This is a genomic window from Flavobacterium arundinis, assembly GCF_038289855.1.
GTDB lineage: Bacteria > Bacteroidota > Bacteroidia > Flavobacteriales > Flavobacteriaceae > Flavobacterium > Flavobacterium arundinis.
The window spans coordinates 48047-62220 of the sequence record NZ_JBBYHR010000011.1 but is presented as its reverse complement, the minus strand read 5'-3'; the positions used below and the strand labels follow the sequence as shown (position 1 = coordinate 62220).

The 14174-nt window shown below is 43.5% G+C and carries 15 protein-coding genes; 12 read left to right on the top strand and 3 right to left on the bottom strand.

Going from position 1 to position 14174, the window contains the following annotated elements:
• The first annotated feature begins 39 nt into the window (after positions 1-39).
• Positions 40-1311: a phosphoribosylamine--glycine ligase gene (purD, locus tag AAEO56_RS17190; RefSeq protein WP_341698308.1), complete on the top strand. Its 1272-nt coding sequence runs from the start codon at positions 40-42 to the stop codon at positions 1309-1311.
• On the opposite strand, the gene AAEO56_RS17185 is transcribed toward purD, so the two are convergent.
• Positions 1306-1536, bottom strand: a complete 231-nt coding sequence (locus AAEO56_RS17185) for a DUF6341 family protein (RefSeq protein WP_341698307.1) — start codon at positions 1534-1536, stop codon at positions 1306-1308. The two genes, purD and AAEO56_RS17185, sit on opposite strands and share 6 nt — an antisense overlap.
• 48 nt (positions 1537-1584) lie before the next feature.
• On the opposite strand from AAEO56_RS17185, the gene AAEO56_RS17180 reads away from it, so the two are divergent.
• Positions 1585-2514 carry a DUF6427 family protein gene (locus AAEO56_RS17180; protein ID WP_341698306.1) on the top strand — a complete coding sequence of 310 codons (930 nt, stop codon included), beginning with the start codon at positions 1585-1587 and terminating at the stop codon, positions 2512-2514.
• A gap of 121 nt (positions 2515-2635) precedes the next feature.
• Here AAEO56_RS17180 and upp read toward each other — a convergent pair whose 3' ends face one another.
• A complete protein-coding gene (gene upp / locus AAEO56_RS17175; protein WP_341698305.1) occupies positions 2636-3289 on the bottom strand; it encodes a uracil phosphoribosyltransferase in 654 nt (217 codons plus the stop codon).
• A gap of 66 nt (positions 3290-3355) precedes the next feature.
• Between upp and AAEO56_RS17170 the strand changes: the two genes are divergently transcribed.
• Together AAEO56_RS17170 and AAEO56_RS17165 are read left to right on the top strand one after the other, a co-directional pair.
• Positions 3356-3961, top strand: coding sequence for a DUF4254 domain-containing protein (locus AAEO56_RS17170; RefSeq protein ID WP_341698304.1), 606 nt, complete (start codon positions 3356-3358; stop codon positions 3959-3961).
• 5 nt (positions 3962-3966) lie between these two features.
• Entirely contained in the window at positions 3967-5016 is a 1050-nt protein-coding gene (locus AAEO56_RS17165; RefSeq protein WP_341698303.1) for a glycosyltransferase family 9 protein, read from the top strand.
• Positions 5017-5373: 357 nt separating this feature from the next.
• Here AAEO56_RS17165 and AAEO56_RS17160 read toward each other — a convergent pair whose 3' ends face one another.
• Positions 5374-6426 (bottom strand): ferredoxin--NADP reductase, encoded by a 1053-nt coding sequence (locus tag AAEO56_RS17160; RefSeq protein ID WP_341698302.1) that lies wholly within the window; start codon positions 6424-6426, stop codon positions 5374-5376.
• Positions 6427-6554: 128 nt separating this feature from the next.
• Between AAEO56_RS17160 and AAEO56_RS17155 the strand changes: the two genes are divergently transcribed.
• The 8 genes from AAEO56_RS17155 to atpE all read left to right on the top strand — a co-directional run bounded on the left by AAEO56_RS17155 (position 6555) and on the right by atpE (position 14144).
• Positions 6555-8024, top strand: coding sequence for a DUF5687 family protein (locus AAEO56_RS17155; protein ID WP_341698301.1), 1470 nt, complete (start codon positions 6555-6557; stop codon positions 8022-8024).
• 11 nt (positions 8025-8035) lie between these two features.
• Positions 8036-8731: an ABC transporter ATP-binding protein gene (locus tag AAEO56_RS17150; protein ID WP_341698300.1), complete on the top strand. Its 696-nt coding sequence runs from the start codon at positions 8036-8038 to the stop codon at positions 8729-8731.
• Between the two features lie 131 nt (positions 8732-8862).
• On the top strand, positions 8863-11622 hold the full coding sequence (porW, locus tag AAEO56_RS17145; protein ID WP_341698299.1) for a type IX secretion system periplasmic lipoprotein PorW/SprE: 2760 nt from the start codon (positions 8863-8865) through the stop codon (positions 11620-11622).
• Positions 11623-11628: 6 nt separating this feature from the next.
• Entirely contained in the window at positions 11629-12027 is a 399-nt protein-coding gene (locus tag AAEO56_RS17140) for a bactofilin family protein (protein ID WP_341698298.1), read from the top strand.
• Positions 12005-12232: an AtpZ/AtpI family protein gene (locus tag AAEO56_RS17135; protein WP_341698297.1), complete on the top strand. Its 228-nt coding sequence runs from the start codon at positions 12005-12007 to the stop codon at positions 12230-12232. The genes AAEO56_RS17140 and AAEO56_RS17135 overlap by 23 nt, the downstream gene beginning before the upstream one ends.
• Positions 12229-12621 (top strand): hypothetical protein, encoded by a 393-nt coding sequence (locus AAEO56_RS17130; protein ID WP_341698296.1) that lies wholly within the window; start codon positions 12229-12231, stop codon positions 12619-12621. Before AAEO56_RS17135 ends, AAEO56_RS17130 begins: the two co-directional genes overlap by 4 nt.
• Positions 12622-12734: 113 nt before the next feature.
• A complete protein-coding gene (atpB, locus tag AAEO56_RS17125; RefSeq protein ID WP_341698295.1) occupies positions 12735-13922 on the top strand; it encodes a F0F1 ATP synthase subunit A in 1188 nt (395 codons plus the stop codon).
• Positions 13923-13955: 33 nt separating this feature from the next.
• Positions 13956-14144: an ATP synthase F0 subunit C gene (gene atpE, locus AAEO56_RS17120; RefSeq protein ID WP_341698294.1), complete on the top strand. Its 189-nt coding sequence runs from the start codon at positions 13956-13958 to the stop codon at positions 14142-14144.
• Positions 14145-14174 lie beyond the last annotated feature (30 nt).

Genomic DNA, 14174 nt, shown 5'->3' with positions numbered 1-14174 from the left:
ACCGGCCATTAACAACAACACAACTAACAACAACACGACATGAAAATTTTATTACTTGGTTCCGGCGGAAGGGAGCACGCACTGGCATGGAAAATGCTGCAAAGCCCTTTGTGCGATACATTGTTTGTAGCGCCCGGAAATGCCGGTACATCCGCCATCGCAACAAACCTCGACCTAAGCCCGACAGATTTTGAAGCTGTAAAAGCGGCAGTACTCAGCAAAAACATCAATATGGTGGTCGTTGGCCCCGAAGACCCGTTGGTAAAGGGAATATACGACTTCTTTAAGAACGATGCCGATTTGAAGGGCATTCCGGTTATAGGGCCTTCTAAACACGGCGCACAGCTGGAAGGCAGCAAGGAGTTTGCAAAACAGTTCCTTATAAAAAATAATATACCTACCGCGGCTTATGACAGCTTTACCAAAGAGACCGTAGAGCAGGGTTGTGAGTTCCTTACCACACTAAAGCCACCTTATGTACTAAAAGCCGACGGCCTTGCTGCTGGCAAAGGCGTGCTTATATTGCCCGATCTTGCCGAAGCACAGCAGGAATTAAGGAACATGCTTGTCGATGAGAAATTTGGTGCGGCAAGCGCTAAAGTGGTAATAGAGGAATTTCTTGATGGGATAGAATTGAGCTGCTTCGTGCTTACCGATGGCAAAAGCTACAAGCTGCTGCCTACTGCCAAAGATTATAAGCGCATAGGCGAAGGAGATACCGGCCTCAACACAGGCGGCATGGGTGCGGTATCGCCGGTACCGTTTGCCGATGCAGCATTTATGGAAAAGATAGAAAAGCGCATTGTCAGGCCAACTATAGATGGGCTTAAGAACGATAATATCGATTACAAAGGGTTTGTATTCATCGGGCTTATAAAAGTGGGAGACGATCCGTTTGTTATCGAATACAATGTGAGGATGGGCGATCCGGAAACGGAAGTAGTGATACCAAGGCTGAAATCGGACCTTGTAGAATTGTTTATGGCTGTAGCCAATGAAAAGCTGGATGAGGCAGTGCTGGAAACCGATGATAGAAGCGCAGCTACGGTAATGATTGTTGCGGGTGGGTACCCGGAAGCGTATGGAAAAGGCGATGTAATTACTGGGCTGGAAAAGGTGGAAGGCTCCATTGCGTTCCATGCAGGGACAAAATCCGAAAACGGGCAGGTGGTTACAAACGGTGGCCGCGTTATAGCAGTAACTTCATACGGGGATGGCTTTATGGATGCCATAAAAAAATCTTATCAAAATATAGCGGGGCTACATTTTGATAAGATGTATTATAGAAAGGATATCGGGCTCGACTTATGATAAGAACGAGTGCGCTGTAGTATCCTGGTCGTCGTCGTTATTTTGCTTGAATATACTTAGCTGTTTTAACCAGTACCATGTAGCGGCGCAGCAGATAAGGATAAATATCCAGGTCATGATATTTGCTATCCACCAGTTTTTAAGCTCAAGGGCACGGAAAAAGTGCATAGGAACAAAAAGAAAATCAGTGAAAAGAGATCCCAGTGCTTCGAAAAATGTTTTCATTTTTAGACAAGTGTTATATTTACAGTCACAAAAGTATAAAATAATCGCATGTTAGCAAGTGTTTTTAATAAATCAAGGCCGGTAAATTACGCTTTAATTGGCGCAGGGCTGGTTTTGTTTTATGTTTTATACATTTTCAGGGAGGATAACTGGACATCCAACTATCTTTTGGTCCTGCAAAAAGCCGGGCTGTTGCTTGTTTTGGCGGGTTCGGTCTTCCTTGTTAATTTCATCACACGCAGGAATACGCTCAGTAAAGCGAACACCTATGCCATGTTCCTGTTTTTGGTTTTCCTGATACTTTTTCCCACCATACTGGTTAATACCAATATTATTATCTCCAATTTTTTCCTGCTTCTGGCATTACGGAGGCTTATTTCGCTACAGTCGTTAATCACGCCGAAAGAGAAAATTTTTGATGCCTCCTTCTGGATTTTTGCCGCGGCTGTTTTCCACTTTTGGAGCATTATCTATATAGTGCTGGTGTTTATATCCATTATTTTCCACGTTTCGAGGGATTACAGGAATTGGCTTATACCGTTTATCGCTTTTTTTGGTGTCGCGGTAATTTATTTTATGGCGGGCCTCATTGCCGGCGAAGGCTTCTTTAAACAGGTGCTCGATGAAATACAGGTAAGTTTTGACTTTACCTATTTCGAGAACATTTACCAGAATATAGCGCTGGCTGTTTTCTCTTCTATCGCGGCACTTTTTGCGGTACCCTACATATTTTCTATTACCAGCAAACCCCTGAACCTCCAGGCATCACACAAAAAAATAATTTATTCGTTTCTCATCGGGGTAGGTATATACGTGCTTTCGGCAGATAAGAATAACAGTTTCCTTGCTTTCACATTTGCGCCTCTGGCAATTATGGGAGCCAATTATCTCGAAAGCCAGGAAAATGTATGGGTCAGGGAAATCCTTTTGGCATTGATAGTCCTGATAGCGATATTCCTGTTTAGCTCGCAGTTGTAAATCCAAATCATTAGCGATCCGATTTTGAGATTTCTCCTTCGAAATGGAATAACATCTGTGTCATTTCGAACGTAGCGTGCGGAGAGAGAAATCTCAGCTGAATAATCAACACTACTGCAAATTACAACTTCACTCCATAGGCCAAATCGCCTGCATCGCCCAACCCGGGAACAATATACTTCTTCTCGTTCAGGTGGCTGTCCAAAGAGGCAACCCACAAATGGCAGTTATCCGGCAACGATTGCTGTAGCAGTTCGATACCTTCAGGCGCGGCAATAACTACCGCAATGTGGAAGGATATTGGGTTTTGACCTGGCAATATTTTTTTAAGCACTTCGGCTAACGACATCCCTGTTGCCAGCATAGGGTCCAGTACGATGAGGTTTTTGCCGGTAAACGAAGGTGCGGCCTGGTACTCTACAAGGATATCGAAAAAATCATCGTTGTTAGGGTGGTGCCTGTACGCTGAGATGAACCCGTTTTCGGCATCGTCGAAAAAACTAAGGAACCCGTCATGTAGCGCCAGTCCTGCCCTAAGTATAGAGCAAAGCACTACGCCATCTTTTATTTCCGTTGTTTTTTTAATTCCCAAAGGGGTTTTTACATCGCGGTCTTTATACTCAAGTTCCTTACTTATCTCGTAGGCCATGATCTCGCCGATGCGCTCAATATTTTTCCGGAACCGCATGCTGTCCCCCTGCACATCCACATCACGGATTTGCGAAAGAAAATGGTTTAAAATGCTGTTATTTTCTGAAAGGTAGTGTACGTGCATGGGTTAAAATTTGTGTTAGCAGGTTAAAAGTATTAAAACTATATTTGTAAAATTAAAATTAAGACTATGTTTTCTAAAATAGCTTTCCCCATATTTGAGCAGAGCATTAATGATTATCACCGGTTTGATAATGTAGACCAGCCTATAGAGAATCCATTCGGTAAAGATAAGATAGAACACCTGTTATACGCAAAAAACTGGGTAGATACTGTACAATGGCATTATGAAGACATAATCCGTAACCCGGCCATAGACCCGGTTGAAGCGCTTGTGCTTAAAAGAAAGATCGATGCCTCCAACCAGGTACGTACCGATATGGTAGAATATATTGACAGTTATTTTTTACAGAAATACAGCAATGTGAAAGTAAAAGATAATGCAAAAATAAACTCGGAAAGCCCTGCATGGGCGCTGGACAGGCTTTCGATACTTGCCCTTAAGATATACCACATGAACGAAGAAGCTACCCGTGAGGATGCTTCGCCGGAACACAGGGCGAAATGCCAGGAAAAGCTGAATGTGCTGCTGGAACAGAAGAAAGACCTCTCTACAGCTATCGACGATCTTATTACTGATATTGAGAATGGTGACAAATACATGAAGGTATACAAGCAGATGAAGATGTATAATGACGAGGAACTGAACCCCGTACTGTACCAAAACAAAAAGTAACTCCCATGCGGGGAACCAAACATATACTGGTCATAAGGCTTTCTGCTATGGGCGATGTCGCAATGACCGTACCCGTAGTGCGTGAACTAATTGAAAGGCACGAAAACGTAAAGGTAACAGTGGTATCAAAAGCGGCTTATAAGCCATTTTTTGATGATATTCCGCGTGTTAGCTTTTTTGAAGCCGATACCGAAGGAAGGCATAAAGGCTTTTTTGGCCTGTTGCGCCTTTACAACGAACTCAAATCACTCCGTGTTTATGCGGTTGCCGACCTTCATAATGTGCTCCGGTCGAAGGTCATCACAAAGCTTTTCGCCTTAAGAGGTAAAAAAACCGCAACCGTTGATAAAGCAAGAAAAGAAAGGGCTGCGCTTACAAGCCTTACTAATAAAGTGTTCGAACCACTTATGTCGGTAAGCAGGAGGTATGCTGCCGTTTTCGAAAAACTGGGCTTCCCTGTAACGCTTGAAAATCCGCTGTTTCCCGAAAAACAAAAACTCACGCTCGACCTTCTGGAGCTATTAGGCCCTAAAAACGAAAAGTGGATAGGCATAGCTCCTTTTGCCCAGCACCGCAGTAAGATATACCCACGTGAGCTTATGCAGCAGGTGATAACCGGCCTTGCCGCGAATCCTGGCTATAAGCTGATGCTGTTTGGCGGCGGCAAGCAGGAAACACATACCCTAAAAAAATATGCCGAAGGTCTTGACAATGTTTTTGTCATTGCCGGGAAAATGAACCTGAAGCAGGAGCTGCGGCTCATAAGCAACCTCGACCTTATGCTGAGCATGGACAGCGGCAATGCACATATTGCAGCTATGTTTGGGGTAAAAGTAGTAACGCTTTGGGGCGCAACGCATCCGTATACCGGTTTTGCACCATTTAACCAGCCAAAAGATTATGCGATAGTATCCGACAGGGAAAAATACCCATTGCTCCCCACATCGGTATACGGTAATAAAAAAGTGAAAGGCTATGACGATGCGATGAAGACCATCCTGCCCGGAACAGTCGTAAATAAAATAAATGATATACTTAAAAAGGATGCCCGTTAGAGCATCCTTTTTTTATGTAAAGACCTTACAGGTTTGTGAAACTATAAGCGGAAGAATTTGAATAATTCACATAGCGCTCCTCCGGAGCTCTAAGCCATTCATATTCTATATTTCTATAAACATATCGCCCCGCTGGGGCTATGTTTATGAGTCCCAGAGGGACGACATGTTTATAGCAAACAATTACGACGCACACATGAGTTCCAGAGGAACGGCATGTTACGAACACTAACAATTAGTAAAATCATACTGACGTAATTCAACTTATTGTACATCAATACATATGACTTCCCAACATTGCGTTTTGAGAACGGTCGGATCAGGTTACTGAAACCTGTGACTACCATCGAAAACTAACTACACATCATCATAATCAACATATACCTCCGGAGTGGTAGGATGTGCCTGGCAGGTAAGGATAAGCCCCTGCGCGATCTCCCCATCCGTAAGTATAGCGTTTTTCTTCATCTCCGCCTTGCCATTGGTTATGCGTGCCATACAGCTGCTGCAAATACCACCCTGACACGAATAAGGCGCATCAATACCTTGTTTCAGTGCAGCATCGAGTATCGTCATTTGCTGTGACATCAGGAAGGTAACTTCTTCGTCGTCTACCAATACGGTTATTTTCGTTTGCCCGTCCAGGTTCTCCTCGATCTTTTTCTCGGCTATCGGGGTAGAGAACAATTCGAATTTTATATTCTTTTCAGAAATGTTATTTTCTTTCAGCACCTCATTTACCGTAAGGATCATATCCTCTGGGCCGCACAGGTAAAATTTCTCAAATTCTTTTTCCTTGTGCTTGTTTTTGATAACGAAATTTACCGTAGACCGCTCTATCCTTCCGAACAGTGCATCTTCGGCCCTTGCCTGGCTGAACACGAAATGCACAAAAAAGCGGCCTACATATTCCTGCTGTAATTGGTGCAGGAAGTCGTGGAAAATGGTATCAGCGGGTGTCCGGTTACCATATACCAGTACAAAAGTGCTTTCCGGCTCGTTCTGCAAAACCGACTGTATGATAGAGAGCACAGGCGTTATCCCGCTCCCTGCCGCAAAAGCTGCATAGTTGCGCTGCCTGTCGGCTTTTGGCTCAAAAGTGAACTTTCCTTCAGGGGTACCTACTTCCATGGTATCGCCTATGGCAAGCTTTTCATTGGCAAAAACAGAGAAGCCGCCGTTCTTTACAGCCTTAATGGCAACTCGTAGCTCGCCGCTGCCCGGAGCAGAACATATAGAATAGGCTTTGCGTATTTCCTGCCCTTCAAATTGCGTCTTGATATTGATGTACTGGCCGGCGGTAAAATTATAATCTTCCTTTAATTTTTCAGGGATCTCGAAAGCGATGGAAACAGCCTGCGGTGTTTCTCTCCTGATATCTTTTATTGAAAGTGAATGGAATGTAGACATGTTTATAAATTTCAGCAAAAATAAGCATTCCTTTTACGGAAATAAAATGATTTACGATTTTGTAAAATAAAACTGTAACATTCGGTAAATTTGAAATACTAATCAGTAGAACTAAACCACCAAAACTAATGTTCAGAAAATTCATCAGCCTCGAATGGAAAGCATTCACAAGGGCATCTTCCTTTAAGGTAAATGTTGCCTTAAAGATATTTATGATCATCGGCGCTATATACTTCTCTCTGGTGTTTTTGGCATCAGGGGTTTTGGTATACAAGATCATTGAAGAAAACGGCCAGGATCCTTTGGTCATCGTCAGCAAGTACATGATCTATTATACGCTGGCAGATTTACTGATGCGCATCTTCCTGCAAAAGATCCCGGTAATGAATATCAGGCCGCTGCTTACATTGCCGATAAGACGAAGCACGATCGTACACTTCGCTATTGGCAAGACCGTACTGTCATTTTTCAACTTCCTGCACGCCTTCTTTTTAATACCGTTTACGATCATGCTGATTACCGGCGGCTATGACCCTCTTTCGGCGCTATTATGGTATCTCGGCATTACCGCGCTGGTATACTGCAATAACTTCCTTAATATTCTGGCGAATAACAAAGACTGGGTGTTTGCCGTAATCCTGGCGTTCTTTATTGGTATCGGGGCATTGCAGTACTACCAGCTGTTTGACATTACCATTATAACATCCATGTTCTATCACGGATTTTACAGCACATACTATATGTTCCTGGTACCCATTGCGGCACTGGTAGCTTTGTGGATGGCAACCTTTTCCTATTTCCGTAAAAACCTGTACCTCGATACCGGCCTTAAAGGAAAGCACGATGTCGCCGAAACGCAGGATTATACCTGGCTCAACAGGTTTGGCACTATGGGTACTTTCCTCAAGAACGACATTAAACTTATACGGAGGAACAAACGTTCTAAAACCGCTGTGCTGGCAAGCGTGCTGTTCCTGTTTTACGGGTTGCTGTTCATGACAGGCGCAATAGAGCAGTCCGATAACGCGTTCTGGAAAGTATTTGCGGCTATTTTTGTAACGGGAGGCTTCATGTTTACGTTCGGGCAGTTCGTGCCGAGTTGGGACAGCGCCTACTACCCGCTGATGATGAGCCAGAACATACAGTACAAAGAATATATCGCTTCCAAATGGTGGCTTGTAGTCATCGGTACGATTATAAGTACGGTACTGGCGGCATTTTACCTTTATTTCGGGCTGGACACTTATTTGATAATTCTTGCCGGGGCGGTATATAATATAGGAGTGAATTCGCATCTGGTACTCCTGGGCGGTGCATTTATCAAAACGCCTATCGACCTTGCCAGCAGCAAACAGGCCTTTGGTGACAAGAAGGCATTCAACCTTAAAACTTTCCTGCTTACAATACCTAAATTATTACTGCCAATCGGGTTGTACGCTTTTGGCAATTATGTTGCCGGTGCAAATGGGGGCTACGCATTTGTAGCCGGTGCCGGACTGCTTGGCTTTGCCTTCCGTAACATGATGTTCCGGCAGATAGAAAAGGTCTACAAAATGGAGAAATACAAAACACTTGACGCTTACAAACAAAAATCATAAACTACAACACAATGATACAGGCACAAAACCTTAGGAAAACATATAACGGGGTAACCGTACTGAATATAGACCACCTGCAAATTCAAAAAGGCGAAAGCTTCGGGTTAGTAGGAAACAACGGCGCAGGAAAGACGACATTCTTCAGCCTGCTGCTCGACCTGATAGAGCCTTCCAATGGCGATGTGAAGATCAAGGGCATACAGGTAAACCAAAGCGAGGCATGGAAACCGGTAACAGCGGCATTTCTTGACGAAACATTCCTGATAGGCTACCTGACCCCCGAAGAATATTTTTACTTTATAGGAGAGTTGCGCGGCCAGAACAAAGCCGATGTGGATGCACTCCTGAAAAAGCACGAAGACTTTTTTAACGGCGAAATACTCAACAAGAAAAAATACCTGCGCGACCTTTCTAAAGGAAACCAGAAGAAAGTAGGCATTATTGCAACGCTGATAGGCAATCCTGAAGTAATCGTGCTTGATGAGCCTTTTGCCAACCTGGATCCTACCACACAGTTCAGGCTCAAAAAGATCATCAAGGAGCTGGCCGACGATAAGAATGTAACAGTATTGGTATCGAGCCACGACCTTATGCATACTACCGAGGTAAGCACCCGTATTGTGGCGCTGGATAAAGGCCGTATTGTAAAAGACATACAGACATCTGACGAAACGCTGAAAGAACTGGAAGAATTCTTTGCGGTATAGTAAATTATCATCACCCGCCATGCGGGGATTTTTTTTGCCAAAAAAGTTCCACTTACCAAAAAGAAGCGTATTTTTACCCCTCTCTATACTAAAAAGAGATTTTAAAAGTTAAGGATAAAAAAGCTTTTACATTGAAAACCAGCAAGTATAAATATATTCTTCTTTGCGGGGTACTCGGCTTTGCTATAGCCTGCTCTACCAAAAAAGACTCTTTCGTAAACCGGAATTACCACGGCATGACCACCAAGTACAACGTATTGTACAATGGTGACCTTGCGCTGCAGGCCGGGCTAACCGACCTTAAAACCACCTATGCCGATAATTTTTGGGAGGTACTGCCCGTAGAAAAGATGCAGCCGGCCAAAGAGGAGATGGAGCCCACCGATAAACGGAATGCCAATTTTGAAAGGGCAGAGACCAAGGCTACCAAGGCAATACAAAAGCACTCCATGAACCTTGGGGGTACCGAAAGGAACCAGCAAATGGATGAAGCCCACTTATTATTGGGAAAATCCCGCTACTACGACAACCGTTTTATTCCCGCACTCGAAGCCTTCAATTATGTGTTGTATAAGCATAAAGGAAGCAGCAGGATAGATGAGGTAAAAGTATGGCGCGAAAAAACCAATATCCGCCTTGAGAATGAGAGTACCGCTATAAAAAACCTGAACCAGCTCCTGAAGGAAAAGAAAGACCAGATGGACGAGCAGATATATTCTGATGCCAACGCAATGCTGGCACAGGCATATATAAATACCGGCGTGAATGACAGCGCTGTTTATGTGCTTAAAAAAGCTATGGACTTTACCAGGGATCGCGAGCAGGAAGCCCGCTACCGTTTTATATTGGGGCAGCTGTATGACAAAATGAAACAGCCGGACAGCGCCTATGCCTACTACCAGTCGGTTATAGATATGAACCGGAAATCGCCGAGGCGCTATGTAATACAGGCACATGCCATGCAGGCCGGCCAGTTTGACTATGAAAAAGGAGATACGCTGGCTTTTATGACTAACATGAGGGATCTGCTGGAAGACCGGGAGAACAGGCCTTACCTTGATATCATCCATCATCAGGTCGCGCTGTACTATGATAAGCAGGGTGATGACGACAAAGCGGTAAAGAATTACAACAAATCGCTCCGTACCAAATCGGCTGACAAATACCTTATGGCTTCCAATTACAGGAACATTGCCGAGATCAATTTTGAAAAAGCGAAATACCCTACGGCCGGCAAGTATTTTGATAGCACGATGGTGTACCTTGACAACAGGGGCAGGGAGTTTAAGGCTATCAAAAAGAAAAGGGACAATCTTGAAGATGTAATAAAATATGAAGCGATTGCACAGAACAACGACAGTATACTCCGTATAGCATCGCTTTCTGAAACAGCGAGGGTTGCTTTTTTTGAGGATTATATTAAAAGGCTGAAAGAACAGGAAGAAAAGGAAAAGAAAAGACTTGAAGCAGAGGCGCAAAAGCAGGCCAATATTGCAGCAGCCGGAAATATGCGGTCATTTAACGATGATGATGCGATGATGCCGCCCGGCAGTACCAGTGGCCCGCAGACATCGCTGCGTAAAAATGCCGGTGACGATTTTAGCACAGTGGGTAAAGGAGATAATTCAAGAGTTCCGAATCAAAGTATCAATCCGGCGGCAAAAGCCCAGCCGGGTATGCCAGCATCCGGTTTGGGTGGAGCGTCCGGTGCCGGTGGAGTATCCGGGGGCAATGGCAGCAAGTTTTATTTTTATACGCCATCGACGGTTTCTTACGGTAAGCTTGAATTTAAGAAACGTTGGGGCGGCAGGCCGTTAGTAGATAACTGGAGATGGGCCTCTGAAATAAGGAACAGCGGTAAAGAAAATGAAGATCCGGAAACTGCGTCAAAAAATAACGACAGCCTTGTAGCGGATAAAAAAGGAGCTGAAAAAATAGACGAACGTTATACAACAGATTTTTACATAAAGCAACTGCCTACATCGCAAAAAATATTGGACAGCCTTGCTAAAGACCGCAACTTCGCCTATTATCAGCTGGGCCTTATTTATAAAGAGAAATTTAAGGAGTACCGGCGTGCTGCCGACAAGCTGGAGAAGCTTTTGGTAAACAGCCCGGAAGAGCGCCTTATACTTCCGGCAAAATACAACCTGTATAAGATCTACCAAATTATAGATCCTGCAAAAGCGGATAAATACAAACAGCAGGTACTGGCAGAGTATCCGGACAGCAGGTATGCCGAGATCATAAAGAATCCGGGACTGGATGCCGTAAACAACGAAAGCCCTGACGCAGTGTATGCTGCTGTATATAAAAAATATGAAGAAGGGAAGACGAGGGAAGTGCGTGCGCTTTTGGAAACCAATATAGAAACCTATACTGGCGAAGAGATCGTTTCTAAATTTGAATTGCTGAAGGCAAGGATAGTGGGAAGGCTGCAGGGGCTTGAGGAATATAAAAAATCACTCAATTTTGTCGCGCTAACGTATCCAAACAGTACCGAAGGCAAACTGGCAGAAACGATCTTAAAAACCGATCTTCCTAACCTGGAAAAAAACACATTCGGTAAGCCATCGGTAACGTATAAGATGATCTTTAAATTTGACAGCCCTACCGACCCTAAGATAGCAGTCCTCAGGGCTAAGATAGAAAAGTTCATTAAGGAAGGCCTCAACAACAGCATTACCATTTCGCAGGATGTTTATACTACTAACGAGGATTTCCTTGTAGTGCATGGCTTCAACAGCAAATTGGCTGCTGAGGATGCAGCTTCGGTACTAAAAGAATACAAGGACTATAAGATCGCTGAAACGCCGATAGTTATTTCGACGGAAGATTATAAAGTGGTACAGATCAAAAAAAATCTCACCGGGTTTTTAGCCATAAAATAAGGAACCATGTTTGAAAAGCCCCAAAAATCGTATACCGACCTGCTTGGCAAAACCAACAGGATAGTAGAAGGAACAACTATTAAAGGAGATATTATATCACAGGCCGATTTCAGGCTGGATGGCGAGCTTACGGGAAATTTTACCTCGAAAGGGAAAATAGTGATAGGCCCTGCCGGAAGCGTGACGGGCGACATCAAATGCAGGAATGCCGATATAGAAGGCCGCTTTAATGGTAAGATAGAGGTGGACGAACAGCTTAATGTAAAATCGAAGGCGCACATCAAAGGCGAAGTGATTACCGGCAAGCTTTCTGTGGAACCCGGCGCCGAATTCAGCGCGTCCTGCATTATGAAAACGACGGTAAAACCTTTACCAAAAAACAATGAGCAGCAACAAGCCGGATAAAAACCCAAACAAGTGGCTTGTACTTATAAGCCTGCCCATACAAATGGGTATCGTTATTTTTGCCTTCTCATGGTTTGGAGGATGGCTTGACGAAAAATACCCCAATGACAATGGCCTCTATAAAAAAATAATCACGCTGCTTGGCGTATTCCTCTCTTTATATTATGTAATACGGCAGGTAAACAACCTGGACAAGGACAAATGATGGCAAAATATCGCGCAATACTTATAATGACAATCACCGCATTGCTGCTCTATGCGGGAAACTGGTTTTTTCTTTCACAACCGGAGTACTCAGAAAAGTATTCGGCATATCATTATAATCTGGCTACACTGTACTGCTTTTTCTGGCTATGTGCTGCGATCATAGTATTTGCGGTCTATATATGCCATACTAAAAGTAAAGATAATACCGGCTATATATTTGTGGGTGCAACGCTGTTACAAATGGGATTGTGTTATCTGATGCTTCGCCCAATACTTGCTATGGGCGATGCCGCACGATTTGAGAAAATAAACTTCTTTATCGTATTCCTTTTATTTTTGGCAATAGAAACCCTATTAACGATAAGATTATTAAATAATAAGCAGTAATCTTAGAGGAGAGCAGCAATATTCTAAAAAAATAAATTTTTGGGTATTGGTTGTGAAAATAATTAATGTACCTTTGCACCAAATTTTAGAACGTTAAAAACTAAAATAAGGCAATGGTGATTTTCAACAAACCGCTTAAATTTATAATGGCAGCTATGCTTGCCGTTCTTCCTTTCACTGCATCTGCTAATGCGATCCAAGAGGATAGCCATAAGAGTGCTGATACTATTGAAGTTGAATCAGTTGAAGTAGTTGTAGACGAGCATGGGGCTGGACTTGATGTAAAATCAAAGAACAAAGCGCATATCCTGCACCACGTTCAGGATTCCCATGATTTCACTTTCTATTCAGATGAGGCTGAAGGAAAACATTATGGATTCCCGCTTCCGGTGATTTTGATCGATGGCGGACTTAAAGTTTTCTCTTCTGCAAAATTCAACCATGGTGAAGCCGTTGCCGAAGTTGATGGTAACTATTACAAACTCCACCACGGTAAAATATACAAGACAGATGCAAAAGGTACGCTTACTTATGAAGGCGACCACCATGATCATCCAACCAACGTAAGGCCGCTTGACTTTTCTATTACAAAAAGCGTGCTTATGATAATGATCACATGTCTTTTGATGATATGGTTGTTCAGGAGCCTTGCAAAATCATACGCTAAAAACGGCGGTGTTCCTTCGGGAGTAGGAAGGTTTTTTGAGCCATTCGTAGTATACATCCGCGATGAGATCGCTATCCCGAACATCGGCGAGAAGCACTACAAAAAATACATGAGCTATTTATTGACCATATTCTTCTTTATATGGTTCCTTAATATATTTGGATTGACACCGCTGGGAGTAAACGTTACCGGTAACTTTACCGTAACAGCTGCCCTTGCGATACTGACGTACCTTATTACAACTTTTTCCGGCAACAAACATTACTGGGGCCACATCTTCTGGATGCCGGGTGTGCCGTGGCCGATGAAGATCGTTCTTGCACCGATCGAATTACTTGGAACGATCATCAAACCATTCTCGCTGATGATACGTCTTTATGCCAACATACTTGCAGGCCACATTGTACTGATGAGCATCATCGCACTTATGTTTGCCTTTAAGAGCTGGATAGGCAGCCCTCTTTCTTTCGTGCTTGCATTCGCTCTTTCTTTCCTTGAAATATTGGTAGCATTGCTACAGGCTTATATATTCACAATGCTTTCTGCCCTTTACTTTGGTGCCGCGGTAGATGATCACGGGCATAGCGAACACCACCATGATGATGAACATGGAGTAGTAAAAGCCCACCATTAATAAATAGAACGTTTAATTTTTAATTAATATATTATGCAAATTCCAGAAATCGTAGGATCGGGCCTTATCGTAATCGGTGCAGGTCTTGGTATTGGTAAGATCGGTGGTTCAGCAATGGACGCTATCGCTCGCCAGCCTGAAGCTTCAGGTAAGATCCAGACTGCAATGCTTATCGCTGCAGCTCTTATTGAAGGTATTGGTTTCGCGGCGCTGTTCGCTTAATCCTTAAAAGAAAGCAATAGTTGCAACGGT